The sequence below is a fragment of the Streptomyces sp. NPDC088400 genome, assembly GCF_044753355.1.
GTDB lineage: Bacteria > Actinomycetota > Actinomycetes > Streptomycetales > Streptomycetaceae > Streptomyces.
Genome location: NZ_JBIVMZ010000004.1, coordinates 328,480 through 348,599 on the forward strand (window position 1 = coordinate 328,480; position 20,120 = coordinate 348,599).

19 protein-coding genes are annotated in these 20,120 nt (G+C 72.1%); 10 read left to right on the forward strand and 9 right to left on the reverse strand.

Annotated elements, in window-relative coordinates:
* Window positions 1–599: 599 nt before the first annotated feature.
* Both ACIQD6_RS12775 and ACIQD6_RS12780 read right to left on the reverse strand, forming a co-directional pair.
* On the reverse strand, window positions 600–1,202 hold the full coding sequence (locus tag ACIQD6_RS12775) for a hypothetical protein (protein ID WP_401881295.1): 603 nt from the start codon (window positions 1,200–1,202) through the stop codon (window positions 600–602).
* Between the two features lie 708 nt (window positions 1,203–1,910).
* Entirely contained in the window at window positions 1,911–2,681 is a 771-nt protein-coding gene (locus ACIQD6_RS12780; protein WP_401881297.1) for a hypothetical protein, read from the reverse strand.
* Window positions 2,682–3,011: 330 nt separating this feature from the next.
* On the opposite strand from ACIQD6_RS12780, the gene ACIQD6_RS12785 reads away from it, so the two are divergent.
* The 8 genes from ACIQD6_RS12785 (at window position 3,012) to ACIQD6_RS12820 (ending at window position 11,584) form a co-directional block, all read left to right on the forward strand.
* Complete coding sequence (locus ACIQD6_RS12785; protein WP_401881299.1) at window positions 3,012–3,449, forward strand: phage tail protein; 438 nt, start codon at window positions 3,012–3,014, stop codon at window positions 3,447–3,449.
* Window positions 3,450–4,214, forward strand: coding sequence for a LysM peptidoglycan-binding domain-containing protein (locus ACIQD6_RS12790; RefSeq protein WP_401881301.1), 765 nt, complete (start codon window positions 3,450–3,452; stop codon window positions 4,212–4,214).
* Complete coding sequence (locus tag ACIQD6_RS12795) at window positions 4,214–6,115, forward strand: VgrG-related protein (protein WP_401881302.1); 1,902 nt, start codon at window positions 4,214–4,216, stop codon at window positions 6,113–6,115. Before ACIQD6_RS12790 ends, ACIQD6_RS12795 begins: the two co-directional genes overlap by 1 nt.
* On the forward strand, window positions 6,115–6,606 hold the full coding sequence (locus ACIQD6_RS12800) for a GPW/gp25 family protein (RefSeq protein ID WP_401881304.1): 492 nt from the start codon (window positions 6,115–6,117) through the stop codon (window positions 6,604–6,606). The genes ACIQD6_RS12795 and ACIQD6_RS12800 overlap by 1 nt, the downstream gene beginning before the upstream one ends.
* Window positions 6,606–8,573 (forward strand): putative baseplate assembly protein, encoded by a 1,968-nt coding sequence (locus ACIQD6_RS12805; protein ID WP_401881305.1) that lies wholly within the window; start codon window positions 6,606–6,608, stop codon window positions 8,571–8,573. Before ACIQD6_RS12800 ends, ACIQD6_RS12805 begins: the two co-directional genes overlap by 1 nt.
* A complete protein-coding gene (locus ACIQD6_RS12810) occupies window positions 8,570–9,142 on the forward strand; it encodes a phage tail protein (protein WP_401881307.1) in 573 nt (190 codons plus the stop codon). The genes ACIQD6_RS12805 and ACIQD6_RS12810 overlap by 4 nt, the downstream gene beginning before the upstream one ends.
* Window positions 9,139–10,665 (forward strand): NADase-type glycan-binding domain-containing protein, encoded by a 1,527-nt coding sequence (locus tag ACIQD6_RS12815; RefSeq protein ID WP_401881309.1) that lies wholly within the window; start codon window positions 9,139–9,141, stop codon window positions 10,663–10,665. The genes ACIQD6_RS12810 and ACIQD6_RS12815 overlap by 4 nt, the downstream gene beginning before the upstream one ends.
* Before the next feature lie 166 nt (window positions 10,666–10,831).
* A complete protein-coding gene (locus ACIQD6_RS12820) occupies window positions 10,832–11,584 on the forward strand; it encodes a MerR family transcriptional regulator (protein ID WP_401881310.1) in 753 nt (250 codons plus the stop codon).
* 99 nt (window positions 11,585–11,683) lie between these two features.
* Here the strand turns inward: ACIQD6_RS12820 and ACIQD6_RS12825 are convergent, their stop codons facing one another.
* From ACIQD6_RS12825 to ACIQD6_RS12835, 3 genes are all read right to left on the reverse strand, one after another.
* Window positions 11,684–12,373, reverse strand: coding sequence for a GPP34 family phosphoprotein (locus ACIQD6_RS12825; protein ID WP_401881312.1), 690 nt, complete (start codon window positions 12,371–12,373; stop codon window positions 11,684–11,686).
* Between the two features lie 280 nt (window positions 12,374–12,653).
* Complete coding sequence (locus tag ACIQD6_RS12830; RefSeq protein ID WP_401881314.1) at window positions 12,654–13,283, reverse strand: TetR/AcrR family transcriptional regulator; 630 nt, start codon at window positions 13,281–13,283, stop codon at window positions 12,654–12,656.
* A 230-nt stretch (window positions 13,284–13,513) separates the two neighbouring features.
* Entirely contained in the window at window positions 13,514–13,756 is a 243-nt protein-coding gene (locus ACIQD6_RS12835) for a glycosyltransferase (RefSeq protein ID WP_401881316.1), read from the reverse strand.
* Between the two features lie 420 nt (window positions 13,757–14,176).
* On the opposite strand from ACIQD6_RS12835, the gene ACIQD6_RS12840 reads away from it, so the two are divergent.
* A complete protein-coding gene (locus ACIQD6_RS12840; RefSeq protein ID WP_401881318.1) occupies window positions 14,177–14,512 on the forward strand; it encodes an SCO0607 family lipoprotein in 336 nt (111 codons plus the stop codon).
* 11 nt (window positions 14,513–14,523) lie between these two features.
* Here ACIQD6_RS12840 and ACIQD6_RS12845 read toward each other — a convergent pair whose 3' ends face one another.
* Window positions 14,524–15,000 (reverse strand): (2Fe-2S) ferredoxin domain-containing protein, encoded by a 477-nt coding sequence (locus ACIQD6_RS12845; RefSeq protein WP_401881320.1) that lies wholly within the window; start codon window positions 14,998–15,000, stop codon window positions 14,524–14,526.
* 62 nt (window positions 15,001–15,062) lie between these two features.
* On the reverse strand, window positions 15,063–17,336 hold the full coding sequence (locus ACIQD6_RS12850; protein ID WP_401881321.1) for an HAD-IC family P-type ATPase: 2,274 nt from the start codon (window positions 17,334–17,336) through the stop codon (window positions 15,063–15,065).
* 104 nt (window positions 17,337–17,440) lie between these two features.
* On the opposite strand from ACIQD6_RS12850, the gene ACIQD6_RS12855 reads away from it, so the two are divergent.
* Window positions 17,441–17,803 carry an ArsR/SmtB family transcription factor gene (locus ACIQD6_RS12855; protein WP_401881323.1) on the forward strand — a complete coding sequence of 121 codons (363 nt, stop codon included), beginning with the start codon at window positions 17,441–17,443 and terminating at the stop codon, window positions 17,801–17,803.
* Window positions 17,804–17,905: 102 nt separating this feature from the next.
* On the opposite strand, the gene ACIQD6_RS12860 is transcribed toward ACIQD6_RS12855, so the two are convergent.
* Both ACIQD6_RS12860 and ACIQD6_RS12865 read right to left on the reverse strand, forming a co-directional pair.
* The gene (locus ACIQD6_RS12860) at window positions 17,906–18,784 is read right to left on the reverse strand and encodes a hypothetical protein (protein ID WP_401881325.1); all 879 of its coding nucleotides are present in this window, start codon (window positions 18,782–18,784) and stop codon (window positions 17,906–17,908) included.
* Complete coding sequence (locus ACIQD6_RS12865; protein WP_401881327.1) at window positions 18,781–20,052, reverse strand: glycosyltransferase family 4 protein; 1,272 nt, start codon at window positions 20,050–20,052, stop codon at window positions 18,781–18,783. Before ACIQD6_RS12865 ends, ACIQD6_RS12860 begins: the two co-directional genes overlap by 4 nt.
* Between the last annotated feature and the right edge of the window lie 68 nt (window positions 20,053–20,120).

Here is a 20,120-nt window from a genome sequence, read left to right on the forward strand (position 1 = left end):
GGGGCGCCCTCACTGGCCCTGCCGGTGGCCCGGCCGGAGGAACCGGCAGAGCCCTCCGGTGAGTTGGCCGGTGAGTTGGCCGGGGATGGAATGTCCGCCGGTACGGGGACCACGGCACCGGTGGTCGCCCGGTCGCTGGGGCCCCGGGTGCGGCCGGTGCAGCCGAGTGCCGTACGTACCGCCCGACCCGCTGGTCTGACCACGGCCGCGGCGACCCCTGCCGTACAGCGGCGGGTGCTGCCGACGGCCGCGCCGACGCGTCGGCTGTCCGTCCCCGCTCCGGGTCCGTCTGCTCCGGGTCCGTCTGCTCCAGCTCCGTCTGCTCCTGGTCCCTCGCCGAAACCGGAGTCCGGTGTGCACTCGGACGAGCGGCCCACGGGTGGCCGCCCCGACGCACCGGCAACGGGCACGACTCCGTCACCCGCCGCCCCGCCGCCGCCCGTTCAGCGGCGCGAGTCGGCGAGGCGGGACGGACGCGAATCGGCGAGGCGCGACGTAACCGGTCCGTCCGCCGGGCCGGCCCCCGTCCAGCGGCGTACGGGTCTGGGCGCACCAGTGACACCAGTGACACCAGTGACCGGGACGTCCCCGGCGCCCGTTCAGCGGCGCGTTGCGTCCGCTCCCGGTACGCCGCCCGCCACCGGGCCCCGCCTCCGTACAGGACTGGGCGCGCCGCTGCCGTCGCGCCCGGCCCCCACGACACCGCCCCCCATGGCGAGCGCGCAGGCGCGGACACCGTCGTCCGAGCCGGTACGACGCGAAGCGAACCCGGGCGCTTCCACACCGCCCGCCCCCGCCGAAGGGACCACGTCTCCCGCGTCCGGCGCGCCGGTCGTACGGCCCGCGATGAGGTTCCCGGCCGCCGCTCCCGTCTCCACCGTGGATGCCGACGCCGTATCAGCCGAGCCGCGCGGGGAGACCGGCAAGGAGACCGGCCGTCCCGGGCCCTCCGCCTCGCTTCCCCTGGCGTCGGCGCGCCCTCTGACCTCCGCGCTACCGACGGCGGCCCCCACCGGGCCCGCCTCCGTACAGCGCGGCAGTGCGCCAACGGCGGCGCCGCTGCGGCGCGTTGGGACGGGGACCGCGCCACAGCCGGGGGTTTCACCGGCCGGGCCGGTGAATCGGCGCTCGTCGGCAGCCCCCGTCCCGAACACCACCGCCACCGGTCGCGGTCCCTGGACCTCCCCGACGGCACGGCGCACGCCCGCGCCGTCCGCGTCGGCGACGCCACCACGGACACCACGTCAGCCGGTGTCGGCTCCTCGTACCGTCCCCCCTGCTGTGCGAGGCGGAGGAGTTGGCGGCGGCACGAGCGTTCCGGTGCAGCGCAGGACGGCCACGTCTGGAGCGGTACGGTCGACCGGAGCCGGTCCTCTTGAGGCGGCGCAGCCGCCCGTACAGCCCGCTCCGGTGCGACGAACTGGCGGCGAGGGGACGGGAATTGACGCACCGGTATCGCCGGAGCGGCCGACAGAGTCCCGCGCTTCTGCGCAGCGTGAGGCGCGCTCTGCGCCGGTGCCGTCACCCTCGGAGCCCGCGCCCGGCCGAATAGGGTCGGACGGCCGGCCCGGTCGGCCCACCGCCACGTCGGCACCTGCGGACGGCGTCCCTGAGGCGGCGCCGGCCCCCAGGCCCGCCGCAGCCGACGCCGATGCCGCTCCGGTGCAGCGCAAGGCAGCCACGCCGGGGACCGGACACCCGACCACCGGGCTTCCCGATGCGACGCGGTCGCCCTCGCCCTCGCAGCCTGTACGGGTGCGCCGGCCCCGGGAGGCCGGCCCGACCACTGTCGTCTCGGCAGCCGCGACGGCGCCACAGCCGAGGTTCTCGGCGGCCGATGCCGCTCCGGTGCGGCGCGGGGTGGCCCCCTCGGAGACCGTACGACCGGCCGTGCGACCGACCGGAACCGGTTACCCCGACGCGACGCGGGCGCCCTCGCAGCCCGCGCCCGCGCCCGAGCCCGAGCGATCGACGGAGGCCCGTACGCCCGTACAGCGCGCCGCCGTGCAGCCGTCCGCCCCGCAGCTGTCCACCCCGCCCGTATCACCGCAGGGGCAGCCGAAGGCGCGGTCGGAGGGTCCCGACAGTTCGGCGTCCGGCGGGGCGACGCTGCCGGGGCCCGCGCCCCGCGCCCCGTCGTCAGCCCCGCCCGCAGGCCCCGTGACGCAGCGCACGGCCAAAGCCCGTACGCCCGGCCTGGCACCGCCACTCGCACCGCCATTCACACCGCCACTCGCACCGTCGCTCCCACAGTCCGGCCACGCGCCGGTGCAGCGGTCCGTGGACGGCGGTCCGGGCGGCGCCCCGCCGGTACGGCGAACGGCGGCGCCCCCTCCCCACCACGTGGCGCAGTCACACGCGAAGCCGCAGCCGCCCACACCCCGGCGCGTCCCGCCCGCCGTACCCGTACCGCTGCGGCGGGCGGAACCCGTACCGCCCGTATCGCTGCCCGTGCAGCGGAGCAGTGCCACACCGGCCCGTACGGCCCCACCGCCAGGCCCGCTGCCGTTCCCGGGCGCGACCCCGGCACCGCCGCCACCCCCGGCGGCAACGGCCCCGCCCGCCCCGACCGTCCAGCGCCGCTCCACCTCCCGGCCCCCGCAGACGAGGACCACGACGACCAGCACGAACACCACCGAGCCCACGCCCACGCCCACGCCCACGTACACGAGCACCGGCACGCAAACGGACGCAGGCGTACGTACCGACACCCGCAAGTCCACCGGGACCCAGCGGGGCACCGCCGCCTTCGATGCCCGGAAGCTGACGGGCGCCCAACTCGACGAGCTGGTCCATCGTCTGATCGGCCCGCTGACCCGACTGCTGAGAGCCGAATTCCGCCTCGACCGCGAGCGTGTCGGCAAGCTCCGTGACTCACCCCGCTGACCACCTGACCACCTGAGCGCCTGACCACCTGCCCCGCCCACCGACCCGACCGCCTGACCGACGCCCGACGTCCGGGCGAATCCCAGCACCCCGCGCGGACGCAGCAAGAAAGAAGGCCGACCCCGATGCCCAGTGATCTCGACCCGGGATCCACGATCTTCTTCACCCTCACCATCGACGGCGAGAGCCTGGGGTACTTCAACGGCTGCGAGGGTCTGTCCTCCGCGGTGGAGATCGAGAACCACCAGGAAGGCGGCAACAACGGCTTCGTCTGGCAACTGCCGTCCCGCGTCACGTTCTCCAGCATCCGGCTCACCCGCCCCCTCACCCCGGACACGGCGAAGGTCGCGGCCTGGATCTCGTCCATCACCACCGGCGTCACCCGCCCCACCGGCCAGATCGCCGCGCTGCGCGCGGACGGTTCACTGGTCGCCCAGTGGGGTCTGATCGACGTGCTGCCGGTGAGCTGGCAGGGGCCCTCGCTCAACCCGGAGAACCCGGCGGTGGCCACCGAGGTGCTGGAGATCACCCACCACGGCTTCACGGATGCGGGGGCGGCGTAGATGGCCGGCAGCGGAAGCAGGGGCGGATCCAGGGGCGGCGGTAAGGGCGGCAAGGGAGGCGGCGCCGGCAAGAGCCTGGTGCGCGCCTCGCTCGCGATCCACCAGCCGCCCGTCGGGAAGAGCACCACCCCCGGTGCGCTGATCAAGAACTTCACCTTCGACTTCAACCCGTCCCAGCTCACCATGAGCCGCCGTACGGACTGGAAGTTCACGCCGAGCCCGGCGGTCCGTGACGGCCCCGTGCCGGAGTTCATGGGCCCCGAGCCCCGGCAGCTCGGCATCGACGTGTTCCTGGACTCGTCCGACGATCCGAACGGCAACAGCGTGCTGAAGAAGGTCGAGGCGCTCTTCTCCTGCTGCGAGGTGACGGCGGCCAGCCTCGCCGCCAAGCAGCCGTCGACGCCGTGGGTGGTGTTCCAGTGGGGGGCGTTCTCCACCGCCCGCTTCACGGCCTACGTCGAGTCCGTGGACGCCACGTACACCCTCTTCGGTACCACCGGGGTGCCGATCAGGGCCACCTGTCAGGTCCGGTTGCATGAGATACCGAGCAGGACGAAGGGACAGAACCCCACGTCGGGCGCGCTCACCGCACGGCGCGTCCACCGGGTGGTGGCGGGCGACTCGCTGCAGTCGCTGGCCTGGCGGGAGTACGGGGACGCCACCGTCTGGCGGGTGATCGCCGAGACCAATGGCATCGACGACCCGTCGCGGCTCGCACCCGGCACCGAACTCGTGCTGCCCGCGGTCGAGGAGGTGACCGCCTGATGACGAAGATCTCCTACTCCAGTGTCATCGACGTCCGGCTGGACAACAGTTCGCTGCCCCGCCTGATTCAGGATCAACTGACCGATGTCTGGGTGGACTTCGGGGTCGGGGTGCCCGGCGCCTTCCAGCTCACCTTCCGTGACGACGGCCGCAGGCTGCTGGACGATATGAAGATCGACATCGGCTCCAAGGCCGTGCTGGCGCCGGTGGCGGACGGCAAGGGGGCGCAGGATCCGCTGTTCACCGGCGAGGTCACCGGGTTGGAGAAGGACTACGACGGCACCGGCACGTTCACCGTCGTACGTGGCTACGACCTCGGCCACCGCATGCTGCGCCAGCGCCGCGTGGCCGGATACACGAGCATGTCCGCCGGCGACATCGCCAAGCGGCTGGTCAAGGCGAGCCAGATCTCCGTCGGAAAGATCGAATCCACCGGGGCCCCGTACGACTTCATCACCCAGGACAACATCAGCGACTGGGACTTCCTGGCCCGCCTGGCGGACGACAGCAAGAAGGTGATGTTCCTGGACTCCGACGGGAAGTTCCAGTTCGTCAGCCGCAAGCGCGCCGCCGGAGCGCCCCCGAAGACCATGGACAGCGACGAGAACCCGTTCGTGCTCAAGGGCGGCGAGGACATCCTGCGCTGCCGGATCTCCGTCACCTCCGCCGACCAGGTGCCCCAGGTGCAGGCGCGCGGCTGGAACGTGCGGAGCAAGAAGGCCATCACCGCCCAGGCACCGGCCACCAAGAACACCGCTCTCGACCTCGGCACCGAACCCGGCGCCGGCAAGGGGAAGTTCAAGCCGGCCAATCTGGTCGACACGTCGAGCCCCTACGACCAGCAGCGGGAGGTCGGACGGGCGGCGCAGGCGCTGGCCGACGACGTGACGTCGGCCTTCGCCGAGCTGGAGATCACCGTCCACGGCAACCCCAGGCTGCGCGCCGACATCCCGGTGACACTCACCGACGTCGGCAAGCCCTTCGACGGCAAGTACACGATGACCGGTGTCCGCCATGTCTTCGAGCCGGGCAACCATTACCAGACCTGGGTGACCGTCAGCGGGCGCCAGTGGCGGTCGCTGTACGGCCTCGCCTCCGGCGGCGGTGCGGCGGACCGGTCCCGGCTGCCGTCCGTGGCCAACGCGCTCGTCACCGATGTGAAGGACCCGCTGCGGCAGGGCCGGGTGAAGCTGAAGTTCCCCTGGCTGGACGCCACGTACGTGAGCGACTGGACCCGCACCGTGCAGTTCGCCGGAGTGGGCGGCGGCAGCATCCTTCCGCTGGACGTCAACGACGAGGTCCTGGTGGCGTTCGACCGCGGCGCCCTGGACCATCCGTACGTCATCGGCGGCCTCTACAACGGCAAGGACAAGCCGAAGCCCGGCGACGTACCGCTGCACGACCCCCTCAAGGGCAAGGCGACCCGGCACACCGTCGCCGACCGGGAGAACAACCGCCTGGACCTGCTCAGCCAGAAGATCGGCAAGCGCGGGGTGCGGCTGAGCACCGGCAACGACCGGCTCACCATCAACCTGGACCGCACCAGGACCGAGATCACCGTGGACAGCGCGGGAAGCGTCGTCATCAAGGGCACCCGGTCGGTGTCCGTCGAGGCCGGCGCCAACCTGAGCATGCGCGCGAAAGGCACCATGAACCTCCAGGCCGGGGGAGCGATGACCCTCACGGCGGGCGGCGCCCTGTCCGCCACGGCGGGCACCACCTTCAACGTCAAGGGCACCACCGGATCGATCCAGGCCGGGACGCTGAACGTGACGGGCGGGGCGGTGAACATCCTGCCCGGGGTCCTCCAGGTCGTGACCCCAGGCGCCGTCACCATCGGCGGCACCTCGGTCGCGCTGACCGGCCTGGTCACCGTCAACACCAAGCCGGTGCTGCTCTGATGGCCGGGCAGTTCGTCGGATCCGGCTGGTCCTTCCCCCTGCGCGTCAGCCCGACCGGGGGCATCGCCCTGGTCAGCGGGGAGCGGGAGATCGAGGAGGCCATCCGGCTGGTGCTCGCGACCGCGCCGGGCGAGCGGCCGATGCGGCCCGAGTTCGGCTGCGCCGTCCACGACCTGGTCTTCGCGCCGGTCAACGAGGCCACGGCGGGCCGGATCCAGCACGAGGTGTACACCACCCTGGACCGCTGGGAGCCCCGTATCGAGGTACGCGAGGTGGAGGTGACCGCGGGCGACGACCCGGGGGTGCTCTACATCGACGTCCGCTACGTCATCCGCGGCACCAACAACCCGCGCAATCTCGTCTTCCCGTTCTACGTCATCCCCTCCCACGACGATTCCGACCTGTCCTCCGATCCGTCCTCCGACCCCTCCTCCGGCGCCGCCGGCCCCGACGGCACCGGCGGTGGACCGGCCACCGAAAGCGACCGCTGATGGCACTGCCCTCCCCGAACCTCGACGACCGGCGCTTCCAGCAGTTCGTCGACGACGCCAAGCGCTACATCCAGCGGCGCGCCCCCGAGTGGACCGACCACAACGTGTCCGACCCCGGCGTCACCCTCGTGGAAACGGTCGCCCACATGGCCGACCAGGTCGTCTACCGGCTCAACCGGATCCCCGAGAAGAACCACCTGGCCTTCCTCGACCTCGTCGGCATCACCCTCTTCCCGCCGTCCGCCGCGCGCACCGAGATCACCTTCTGGCTGTCCGCCCCGCAGGAGGACCCCGTCAGCGTGCCCCTGGGCACCGAGACCGCGACCCAGCGCGCCGACGGCGAGGAAGCCGTCGTCTTCGCCACCGAGCGCGAACTGACCGTCGTCCCCTGCGAGTTGCGCCATCTCGCCGTCCAGCACAGCGGGCAGCAGGTCACCGACCGCACCACGGACCTCGCCGAGGGCAACGACCTGCTGTGCTTCGCCGAATCCCCGGCCCCCGGCGACAGCATGCTGCTCGGGCTCAGCGCCGCCGTCCCGCACTGCGCGGTCGCGCTGCGGCTCGACAGCCGGGTCGACGGCGTCGGTGTGGACCCCCGGCAGCCGCCGCTGGTCTGGGAGGCGTGGACCGCCGATGGCTGGGTGGTCTGCGAGGTCGACCAGGACACCACCGGCGGCCTCAACCGCCCCGGCGACGTCGTCCTGCACATTCCCGGCGGGCACATCCTCTCCCGCACCGGGCGGCAGGAAGCGGGCTGGCTGCGCTGCCGGGTCACCGAGCCCGGGGCCGGCCAGCCCTTCTACACCACCTCGCCCACCGTACGGTCAGCCGAGACGTTCACCGTGGGCGGCACCGTCCCCGCCGTCCACGCCGAGACGGTGCGCGACGAGGCCCTGGGCGAGTCCACCGGGCTGCCCGGCCAGCGGCTGCGGCTCGCCCACGCCCCCGTCGTCGGCGACGTACCCCCGCTCGACCTCCAAGTGGCCGACTACGCCGGGCAGGAGGGCTGGAAGGACTGGGAGGTCGTCCCGCACTTCGCCGCCTCCGGCCCGCACGACCGCCACCTCACCCTCGACGCCGCGACCGGCGAGATCGCCTTCGGCCCCGCCGTACGCGAACCCGACGGCACCCTGCGCCAGTACGGGGCCGTACCGCCCAAAGGCGCCGTGATCCGCGCCCGCCGCTACCGCATTGGCGGCGGCCGCACCGGCAACGTCGCCCGCGGCACCATCCGCACCCTGCGCGACTCCGTCCCGTACGTCGCCGAGGTCGTCAACCGCGAGGCCGCCCAGGGCGGGGTCGACGGCGAGAGCGTCGCGGAGGCCAAGACCCGCGCCCCCATCACGCTGCGCGCCCAGGACCGGGCCGTCACGCTGCGGGACTACGAGGAACTCGCCCGCCGCGCCGCCCCCGAGACCGCCCGTATCACCTGCCTGGAGGGCGAACCGGAGGAGCACGGCTCCTACGCCGTACGCGTCCTCGTCGTCCCCCGCGCCGTCCCCGACCCCGGCGGCCGGCTCCGTTTCGAACAGCTCGTCCCCGCCGACTCGCTGCTCCGGCGGATCACCCGCCACCTCGACGAACGGCGGCTGATCGGCACCCGGCTGGCGGTCGGCCCGCCGTACTACCAGGGCATCACCGTCGTCGCCACCGTCCACGCCTTCCGCGGCATCGACGCCGACCGCGTCCGGCGCGACGCCCATGACGCCCTCCACCGCCACATCGACCCGCTCACCGGCGGCGCCGACGGCACCGGCTGGCCCTTCGGCCGCCCCGTCCAGGCGGGCGAGATCTTCGCGGTGCTCCAGCGCGTCCCCGGAGTGGAGCTGGTGGACGAGGTACGGCTGCACGCGGCCGATCCGCTGACCGGCAAACGCGGCGACCGGACCGACCGGATCGACCTCGATCCGCCGTCCCTCGTCTTCTCCTACGACCACCGCGTCCGGGTGATCGGGGGCGCCTCATGAGGGGCTCCATCGACGGCCTCGCCTCGTCCGCCCCGCTCGCGGCGATGCTGCCCAGCGTCTTCGCCGACGACGCCCTGGCGCAGCGCTTCGTCGCCGGGCTCGACGAGGTCCTGGCTCCTCTCCACAACGTCCTGGACTGCCAGGACAGCTACTTCACCCCCGCCCTCGCCCCCGCCGACTTCACCCGCTGGCTCGGCGGATGGATCGGCGCCGAGACCGACGGCATCGAGGACGACCACCCGGAGGGCCTGGCCCGGCTGCGCGACGCGGTCGCCGCCGCCGCGTACCTGCACCGGGTCCGCGGCACCCGCGGCGGCCTGGCCGAGACCGTACGGCTCGCCTTCGGCGTCGATCCGGAGATCACCGAGAGCGGCGGGGCGACCTGGAGCGCCCGCCCGCGCGGCACGTTCCCCGGCGAACCCCGCCCCGGGCTGCACGTCACGCTGCGCCTCCCGGCGCCCACCCCGGCCGACGAGCACCGGCTGAACGACATCGTGGCGGCCGCACGCCCCGCCCACGTTCCCTACACGGTCCAGGTGACCGCCGCGGAAAGGACCCAGCAGACATGACCCCCAGTCAGGCATCCGGCGACGGTGACACCGGGAAGCCGGCCGTGATCTGCGCCGAGTGCGGTACGCGGCACGAGCGGGAGCAGTCCTTCTGCGACGGTTGCTCCGCGCTGCTGCCCTGGACGCCCACCCGGCTCCCGGCCCAGCGCTCCGACCGCGAGGCCGTGCCCGGTGCCGTGCCGGGTGCCGTGCCGGGGGTCGGTGCCGGTGCCGTCCCAGGGGCGGGGCGCCATGGCTCGCCGAGCCCGACGACGGCCCGTCGGGACGCCCCGCCCGGACCTGGGCGGCCGGACTCCGGTCCGGGCGGCCCCAGTTGGGCCGATGCCGATGTCGACGCTGATGTCGATGCCGACCCCGACGACGTATCGACCCAACCCGTGCCCCGGACGGCCTCCGGGACGCACGAAGCCGCCCCGGAGGCCACCGGGACCGGCTCCGCCGCCACAGACCGGGAGCGGGAGTGGGAGCGGCAGCGGGATAGGGATAGGGATAGGGAACGGGACCAGGAGTGGACCCCGGACCAGGAGTGGACCCCGGAGCGGGATCAGGAGCGGGATCAGGACCGGGGCCGGGATCAGGACCGGGACCGGGACCGGGATCAAGGCCGGGACCGGGATCAAGGCCGGGATCAGGAGCGGGACCGGGCGAGAGCCCTCCTGGTGCCCGTGGCCGACGCCCGGGGCGAGCGGGAGAGCCCTCCGTACGTATCCCCGGTGCTGCCCGGCCGCCCCGCCCCCGCCCGCCCGGAGGTCCGTGCCCCGGACGAACCGGAGGTCCAGGGCGGCGTCGCGTGCCCCTGGTGCCACACCGCGAACCGCCCCGACCGCCACTTCTGCGCCCGGTGCGCCATGCCGATGGCCGCGCGCACGGAGAATCCGGCCCGCCGCCCCTGGTGGCGACGGATGCTCGACCACCGCGACAGGGAGGCGCCCTGGGCCGGCGACCGCCCGCGCCTGCGGCGCCAGATCGGTCGCGTCCTGCGCTGGGTGGGTCTCGCGGTGGTACTGAGTCTGGTGGCCTGGGCCCTCTTCCAGACCCCGCGCGCCGTGGACGCGGTACGCGACCACTTCGCCAAGCGCGCCCCGGTCGCGCCGGACTCCTTCAAGGCGTCGCGCTCGTACCCCGAGCACGGCCCGGACAAGGCGTTCGACGTGGTCAGCAACTCCTGGTGGGGTCCGGGGGTCAGCCAGTCCGCCGAGGGCGAATGGCTGGAGGCCCGCTTCAGGGACCCGGTACGCCTGCTGGACGTCGGAATCACTCCCGGCCAGTCCTCCCGCGGTGAAACCCTCACCGAGTCCGCGCTCCCGCACCGCGTCGAGGCCCGTATCACCACGGTGGACGGCAAGACCACCACCAGGGAACTCAATCTCGATCAGGGCGCCGGCTTCCAGCGCCGCCCCTTCCGCGCCCAGGAGGTCACCGCGGTTCGCTTCACGATCCGTTCGGCTTACGGAGCCGACGCCGAGAAGCAGGTGGCCATCGCCGAGGTCGAGTTCTTCGGTCCGTCCAACGCGACCCGGTAGAAAGCCGGCAGAGGGAGTCGTCCCGGCACCCGCGACTCCCCGACAGCGAATGATCCACGCCACTTTCGCGGCTTCTGGCGTGAGCGCGCTTGACCATGCCGCTACGACACGTTTCGACTGGCATCCGTCGGCGCGACCGCGCCGACGGAGCCGCTTTCGAAACGAGATGACGGTCGTGGCCTGGAGCACCCGAGAGATCGCCGAGCTCGCCGGCACGAGCCTGCGGGCGGTACGGCACTACCACGAGGTCGGTCTGCTGGAGGAGCCGGAGCGGCGTGCCAACGGCTACAAGCAGTACGGCGTCGCCCACCTCGTCCGGGTGCTGCGGATCAAGCGCCTGACCGACCTCGGGTTCTCCCTGTCCCAGATCGACGCCATGGGCGACGCCGAGGACCACCCCGAGGAAGCCCTGCGCACCCTCGACGCCGAACTCGCCGCCACCATAGAACGACTCCAGCGGACCCGCGCCGAACTCGCCCTCATCCTGCGCCAATCCGCGCCGACCGACCTGCCGCCCGAACTCGCCCCGCTCGCCGCCGAAGCGGAACTGTCCGACGCCGACCGCTCACTCGCCGTCGTCCTGACCCGAGTCCTCGGGCCACAAGGTCTGCGGACCTACACCGATATGCTGCAAGCCCTTCCGGACCATCCCGTTGCCGCGGAGTTCGACGACCTGCCCGCCGACGCCGATGAACGGACGCGCCAGGATGTGGCCGAGCGCCTTGTCCCCTACATCCACGCGCTCCACGCGGCGAACCCCGGACTGCGGAACGCCAACGAGGACGCCCCGGGCGGCGCGCACTTCGCGGAGCAGACGTTCGGCAAGGCCATCAACGACGTCTACAACCCCGCCCAGCTCGACATCCTGCGCCGGGTACGGCCACTCCTCCGCGCATCACGGCGCACCGGCCCCGCCTGACCCGTAAGGCGGGGCCGGCTCGGGCAGTCGGTCGACTTGAGGCCGAGGGCCGGCCGGTCGGAGTCCATCCGGGAGACGTGCGCGTGCCGCCCTCGGTGCTCATCTGCCCCAGCCGCCCCCGACGGCCCTGCTCGACAGGTACGAGTCGCGCAGCGCCTTGCGCAGGCCGGGAACGACGCTGTCGTACTGCGTGGCGAGCGCCTTGAACGCCTGCTTGTGCGTGCGGAGTTCGTTCCCGCTGAACACGCTGGTCACCTCGGCTTCCGCGGCGAACACGGCCATGGTGAGTTCGTCCACCGGGACCATTGCCGGATCGGGGCCGCAGAGGACGGTGTTGCGTACCCTCTCCTGGAGGGCGAGCACCTGCCGCGGTTCGTTGACGGTGACCCGGTCGACGGCGAGCAGTCCCAGCCGCCTCTCGTGCTGGACCGTGATCGCACCCGTCGCGGCAAGCTGCTCGCGGATGGGCTTTTCGGCCGTATGGGCCTTGTTGTGCACGAACTGGAGCCAGTGCTTCGCCTTCTCGGTGGGCAGGTCGTGCCACACCTCGGTGAGGAAGGGGTCGCCCGGTGGGTTGGTGGCGCGTCGTGCGACCTTCCCTCTCCTGGCGGTGAGCAGTCCGGCGAGGGTCAGCTCGGTCAGTGCCGCGGCGCGCAGCAACTGGCCGCGTCCCTGGAGACCGGTGAGTTCGAACGTGCCTTTGTCGACGGTGTGGCAGAGCAGGTAAAGGCGCTCGGGCAGGGTCTGGGTCTGGGGCTGGGTCTGGGTCGTGGACTGGGACCGGTACATCTCTCTTCCTCAGGGTTCGCGACGGGGGCGGTCAGACGGAGCGGACGGTCGCGGCGGTGCGGGCCGGGTGACGGCCGTACGGGCAGGGGCGGGGTCGGAACCGTCCGGCGGGCTGCCGGTCGTAAGCCCCCGTGGAAGCCCCGGTGCACGTCCCGGGACGGGTCCCGGTGTTCGCTCCGGGGCCGGCTCCGACGGTGTGCCGGCTGCGGTGCGTCCGACCGTCCGACCCTCCGACCGGCGCGGCCGTCCGTCCAGCCGTCCGGACGGACGGCGTGGCGCGTCAGGCGACGGGGTCGCCGACAACTCCGCCGGTCGCCCTGCGGATCTCCTGGGCGTAACGCCGGGCGAGGACCCTCATGTCGGTGAACTCCGAGAGGTCGGCGCCGGCGAGGGCGGCGGCGCCGATGTGCTCCTCCAGCACCCGCACGGCCGCCGCGGCGGCCGCGGCGTGGATCCGCACCTCCAGATCATCGGCCGGCCGCTCAAGACGGCCACCGATGATCACGCCCAACTCCCGCTCCGTCTGGTCGCAGGCCATCAACCACGCTGTACGGAGCGCCGGTTCGGTGTCGGCGAGCCGAATCATCTTCATCGCGAGCATCTCGTCGGCAAGATCGACGGGCGGCGTCTCGTGACGAAGCCTGGCCAGCTCCGCGGCCAGGTGGTCTTCGAGGGAACTCTGCCGGGGCCAGGCGCGCAGCACGCTCATCAGAGTGACAACGCCCTGCATCACAATCGGCTCGGCACAGCTCTCCTTACTGCGAAAGTGCCGCCAGATGGTGCGCGTGGACAGCCCCACCGCCTCCGCGATCTGATCACCACTCGTGGCGGCCACTCCCTGCTCCCAGAACAGACGCGCCGCCTCCCGGGAGATCTCCAGCCGCAGCCGCAACCGCCGCTGCTCACTCATCCCTCCTCCGCTGCGCTCCTTCGTCGCCATGGCACCTCTCGCTCTCGCCTTCGAATGTCCTCCAGAGACAGCATGTCGCTAAGTGACGTGACGTGCAAGCGGGTGACCCTGAAGCGCGTCGGGTCGGGGCGGCGCGAGGGGCCGCGGCAGCGACTTGACCAGCGGATATGCCCGACCCTGGTCGCATCCCGTAGTCGGTTCGGTGAGACCTGTCAGACCCGTGAGACCCGTCAGGCCCCGGCGAGAAGCCCGGAAAGGCGCTCGTACGCGGCGTCCCACGTCCATCGGGACGTCACCCAGGCCCTGCCTTTCCGCCCCATCTCGTCGGCACCGGCCCGATCCGTCAGCAGATGAACCAACCGCTCCGCGACGAGTTCCGGTTTCCGACCGTCCACCACGAAGCCGGTCTCTCCTTCGCGTACGGTGTCCGGCGCACGGTCCGTCCGCCGTGCCTCCAGGACACCCTGTGCCATTTCCTGCCCCCCAAATCGACGCCTGGTCAAGGAGGTTAGGAAGACAGCGCCCGGACTTCGTCACACGAGGCTCCGGTCTTCTGCCTCGAACCGGGGTGTGAGCCCACGCCGGAAGTCAACCCGTAGCGTGACGAGTGGCGGAGTTCGCCAGACAGACCCAGCGCCAGTACCAGTACCAACACCAGCACCGGCGTGCCCTGCCGAGTTCTCCCACGGATGAACTCATGCCACCCATGACCGAAGGAGCTGCGCGGTCCTGGGACTCTGGGATGAGCAGCGCCTATAACCGGAGTTGGAGGCGTCCCGGAGCGGCCTCATCCGGGGGAAGTAGATTTGCCACGCATGAGTATGTGTACTCATGTTCGCCGTCACGCCTTCACGGAGGCTGGCCGCACTTGACCCACTCCGAGGGAGCCAACTGTGCGTACCACCAGCAAATTCCGTACCTCCTCGCCTGCGGGCGGCAGCCGTCCGATTCGATCGGTAGTAGGTCTCGCCCTGGCCTGTGTCGCTGTTGTGGGGCTGGCCGGCTGCTCGATGGAGGACGCGAGCTGCGGCGGCGGCGAATACCCGGTTCTGAATGTGGGCAGCACCGGCAGCGCATGCGTACCCAACGACGAGGAGCCGCCGAAGGGATACGTCCGCTACCCGGAAGGAAAGGTCCCCGAGCACGTCGGCGACAAGTGGGACGTCTACTGGGATACCCACACCATCGACGAGAACGGCAAGATCATCAAGGCTCCCGACGCCGAGTGACGAGCCCGGGCTCAGCCGTCGGAGTCGTGATCGAGTGTCTGCCGAATACGGCGGGACGGGTTGAAGGCGTACAGCTCCAGGATGTCGGGCGGGTCGGCGAGGCCCGGTCCTCCCGCGTGGATCCAGGCGGTGATGTCCGCGCTCGCGTCGGGGTCGTTGACCAGGCCCAGCCATACGGGGCGCCCGCCCGCCTTCCGTCCTTCGGCGGACGGCTGGATCACGATGACGTTGGCGTGGTCGCAGGCGTCCAGGCAGTCCACGGCGCGGACCTTGGCGGCATCTCCGACGGAGGCCCGCAGGCCGGTCAGTTGGGCGGCGTGGTCCAACCCCGGGATCTTCGGCGTCCCACAGCAGCAGCCGCGGCAGACCGTGACGGTGGGACGCCCGGCCCCGGAGCCGGCGCCGGCTCCGGCGCCGGCTCCGGACCGGGTTCCGGCTCCGGACCGGGGTGCCGGTGTGGGGGCGGGCTTGCGACTGCGGCGGCTCAACGGTCGCCTCCGATCTGAGTGGGTACGGCGGGGTGTATCCCGGACTGTTTCCCAGAATGGTCTCAGGAGTGTTTCCCGGAGCCGGTCCAGGCGGTCTCGCGCAGCAGGCGCAGGCCGTTGAGGCCGACGATGACGGTCGAACCCTCGTGCCCGAGAACGCCCAGCGGCAGCGGCAGATGGCCGACGAGGTCCCAGACGACCAGGGCCGAGATGAACACACCGGCGATGACCAGATTCTGGACCACGAGCCGCCGGGCACGCCGGGACAGCGCGATGACCTGGGGCACGGTGGCCAGTTCGTCGCGGACGACGACCGCGTCGGCGGTCTCCAGCGCGAGGTCGGATCCGGCCCGGCCCATGGCGACACCGGTGTGGGCGGCGGCGAGCGCGGGGGCGTCGTTGACACCGTCGCCGACGACCAGCACGTTGCGTCCGGCCGCCTCCCCCTCGCGTACGGCGGCGACCTTGTCCTGCGGCAGCAGCCCTGCCCGTACGTCGGTGATGCCGACCTCGGCGGCGAGGCGGGCGGCGGCGCGCGGGTTGTCGCCGGTGAGCAGCATGGGAGGTGTGCCGGTCAGTGTGGTGAGGGCGGCGACGGTGGTGGTCGCGTCGGGGCGGAGCCGGTCGGAGATGCCCAGCACGCCCACCGGGATGCCGTGGAGTTGGACGACCACGGCCGTGCTGCCCTCATCTTCCAACTGTGCGGCGATCGCAGCACAGTTGAGGGGGTCGGAGTCGAGGGGTGCGGCGTTGGCCGCTGCCGCGCCGGTATCCGGGTCATGTGTGTGCTTGATCAGCCGGGCCGGCGCGCCGACAGCGACGGTGGAGCCCCGTACGGTGGCGCTCACCCCGATGCCGGGGGTGGACGTGAAGTCCTCGACGGCCGGGATGCTCAGGCCGCGCTCGCGGGCGGCGGCCACGACGGCACGGGCGAGGGGATGTTCGCTCGGCTGCTCGACCGCTGCGGCCAGGGCCAGCAGGTCGTCTTCGGTCAGGGGCGGGAATCCGTCGGACTGGAGCGGGAATCCGTCGGTCAGGTGCGGGAATTCATCTGCCAGGGCCGGGACGCCTTTGGCCAGGAGCGGGACGCCGGTCTCGACCCGCCCGTCGGCACCGGTCGGCGAGTGGACCGCACCGGCCGGCAGGCGAACCGCACCGGTCAGTGGGCGGACAGCCGTGACGCGCGGCGTCCCCTCCGTCAGCGTGCCGGTCTTGTCGAGCGCGACGGCGTCGACCTGCCCCAGCCGTTCCATCACCACGGCGGACTTCACCAGTACTCCATGGCGACCGGCGTTGGCGATGGCGGACAACAGAGGCGGCATGGTGGCCAGTACCACCGCACACGGAGACGCGACGATCATGAAGGTCATCGCCCGCAGCAGTGCCCCCGTCAGGTCCGCGCCGAAGGCGAGGGGGACGGCGAAAACGGCGAGGGTCGCGACGACGATGCCGATCGAGTACCGCTGTTCGACCTTCTCGATGAACAACTGGGTCGGCGCCTTGGTCTCCGACGCCTCCTCGACCATCGCCACGATCCGGGCGATGACGGAGTCGGCGGCATCGCGCTCGACCCGTACCCGTAGCGCGCCGGTGCCGTTGAGCGTCCCGGCGAACACCTCGTCCCCGGGCCGCTTCGCGACCGGCAGCGGCTCGCCGGTGATGGTGGCCTGGTCGACCTCGCTCGCCCCGTCCAGCACCCGTCCGTCGGCGCCGATCCGCTCGCCGGGCCGGACGAGGATGATGTCCGCGACCGCGAGTTCCTCGGTGGCCACCGTCGTCTCCCGGCCTTCTTCCCCGCCGGTTTTCCCGTCGGTTTCCCCGCCGGTTTTCCTGTCCGTCTCCCCGTAGGTCAGGCGGGTGGCGGTGGTGGGAGCCAGGTCGAGCAGCCCGCGTACGGAGTCGGCGGTACGGGCGGTCGCCAGGGCCTCCAGAGCGCCGGAGACGGCGAAGATGACGATCAGCAGCGCCCCGTCCATCACCTGCCCGATGGAGGCCGCCCCGATCGCCGCGACGATCATCAGCAGGTCCACATCCAGGGTCTTCTCGCGCAGGGCCCGCAGCCCGGCCCAGGCCGGTTCCCAGCCGCCGGTGACATAGGCGAAGGCGTACAGCGGACCCCAGGCCCAGCCTGGAGCGCCGGCCGCCTGGAGGGGGAGTGCGATCAGGAACGCGACCGTGGCGGCCGCCGCCCAGCGGGCCTCGGCGAGCGCGAACGCCCGCGTACGGCGCCGGGGGACGGCGTCCCGGCGGGTCACGGACGCCGGGGCCTGCTCCGGGAGACGGGCCTGGGGCCGGGCTTCGGCCTGGGGCCGGGTCTGCGGCGAGGAAGAGGGCATGGCGGAAGGACCCTTCTCGGGCGGGGAGCGGGGAAGGACGGCAACACCCTCACCGTACAGGAATAGATGAACAGGTCTTCATCTATCGTCGCTACGATGGTCCCATGGGCCATGGAGTCGACGACAAAACCACCGCCACCACACGCGAACGCCTGGACGCCGTGGGCGCCGACGACGTCGCCGCCACCCTTCAGGCGCTGGCCACCCCCTCCCGGCTGCGGATCCTCGCCCGGCTCCAGGAAGGCCCCTGCGCGGTCGGTGACCTGGCCGAAGCCGTGGGCATGGAACAGTCGGCCTGCTCCCACCAGCTACGCCTGCTGCGCAACCTCGGTCTGGTCACCGGCGAACGGCACGGCCGCTCGATCGTCTACGCCCTGTACGACCACCATGTCGCGGAGCTGCTCGACCAGGCGCTGTTCCATGTCGAGCATCTACGGCTCGGCCTGCGGGACGCTCCGGCGCTCTGACAGTTCGGCGCTCCGACATCCGGGCGCTCTGACGTCCCGGCGCTCTGACAGCTCGGCGCTCTGACATCCCCGGGGGTTCTGACATCCCCGGGGGTTCTGACATCAGGCGGCCGTGATCTCCACCGCGAGGTCGTTGTCGACCGTGTAGTACGGGCGCGCTGTCAGGCCGTCGAGCGCCGTCGCCGGGTAGACGAAGACCTTCTTGCGATCCGCCAGGTCGTCCAGGAGCCGGGCCACCCGGATACGGGCCGCGCCTGCCGCCGGCCGTACGAAGACGTCCCACGCCCCGGGTCCGCCCTCCGGCGCGCCGAGCAGGTCCCGGTAGTCGGCGGTGAAGGAGAAGTCGTGATCGCCCTCGGCCCTCAGCTCCACCTCTCGTACGGTGTCGCCCTTGCCACGGCGGCGCAGCAACGCCGCCGCACCGGCGCCCAGTTCGGATCCGATGAGCCGTCCCCGTACGGTCATCGTGTGGTCGGCGACGCGGATGGAGCCCGCCTCCGCGTGGGAGGTGCGCAGCCAGGCCCGTACGGCCAGGTAGCCGTCCACGGTGGTGTACGGGATCCGGACCGCGAGCGGCCGCGTCGACGGCCCGGAGCCCGAGGGGTTCACGAGCGCCCGCACGTCGCGCATTCCGGGGCGGAGCCGTTGACGCGGCGCGTCGGGCTCGGACAGGAAGAACGCGTCCCACCGGCCCTCCGCGAAGGCGGGCGACGGCTCAAGAGCGGCCTGCCAGCGGCCCTCGCCGACCGGTTCCAGCCCGACGACCTGCTTGATCTCCTCCGGCTTCCCCTTCGGAGGGCGCAGGCGCAACAGCAATCGCGGGTGTGAGGACCGCGACGGCAGTGAGGCCCCGGAGGCCGTCGGCGCGGCCAGGTTCACGCGTACGACGATCCGGCCGTCCACGTCCACCGTGCAGTCGGCGCGAGGGGCTTCGGCGCGCGGGGCTTCGGCGGGGAGGGCTGTGGTGTGTTCCTGGCTCATCGCTCTTCCTTCCGTCCGGTGCGCACAGACCTCACGACGGTGCCGAGCACCGTGTGGACGGCGTCCTTCGCCGCGTAACCGTGGTTCACCAGAAGGCGGTTCACGCCGCCGGGCGGGGACGCGGGCCGGCCGGCCGACCGTGCCGCCACCAAGTCGGCGAACAGTTCCTCGGCCTGTGCCACCACGGGACCCGGCGCGTACCGCTGGGAGTTCTCCAGCGCGGCACGTCCCATGCGGCGGCGCTTGTCGTCGTCGCGGACGAGTGCGAGCAGAGCGGCCGAGAGGGCGTCGCGGTCACCGACGGGGACCAGTCTGCCGTCCTCGCCGTCGGCGATGATCTCGGCCGGACCGTGCGGGCAGTCGGTGCTGACGACCGGGAGCCCGAGGCGCATCGCCTCGACGATGGTCATGCCGAAGGGCTCGAAGTTGGAAGTGGCGGCGGCGATCGAGCCCTTGACCCACTCCGCCTCCATCGGGATGGCGGCCCCCATCAGGAAAACGTTGTCGTACAGGCCGAGTTCGTCTATGAGCCGCCGCAGCCGGTCGTGCTCCTCGCCCTTGCCGTAGATGCGCAGCTGCCAGTCGGGGCGCTCGGCCGCCACGGCGGCGAACGCCTCGATGAGCAGGTCATACCGCTTCACCTGGACGAGCCGGCCGGCGGCCACCACGACGCGGGCGTTGCCGTCGGCGGGCGGGAGCGACGGGTCGGGGACGCTGTTGGGCAAGGCTTCCACCCGTACGCCCGGCAGCCGCATCTTCTTCCGGTAGGCGGCGGCGTCGGCGTGGGTGACGGTGGTCAGCGCGTCCAGGCGCGGGTAGGCGCGGCGCAACACCCGGCGCAGTCGGGGGTGGTGGTTGTCCAGGGTGAGGTGTTCCTGGGCCACCCGTACGGTCCGGGCCGGGGCCTGGAGGGCGAGATGCACATTGAGACCCGGCCGCGTACCCACCACGACATCGGCGTCCGTCGTCCTGAGGTACTCGGCGATCCGCTGGTCGGTGAGCTCGCTGTACTGCCCGTAGCGGTACTCGGACTCGGGGTACACCGTCGCCGGGCGGAGGTGCAGGGGGTGTTCCTTCTCCTCCCGCAGATCCACGAGCGGGCGCAGACGTATGCGGGGATCGGGCCTCAGGTTCGGGTTCTCCCGGTGCCGCAACGCCGAGACGATCTCCACCTCATGCCGCTCCGCCAGCGCACCGGCCAAGTTGAACGTCGTGGTGATTGTCCCCCCTATTCCGTACGCGTTGTGGATGAGGAAAGAAATTTTCATGCCGGTACAGACCCCTGAAGTCACCTTCCCGTTGCCTCTGTTACATCTTCGTGAGGCGACCGCGTCGC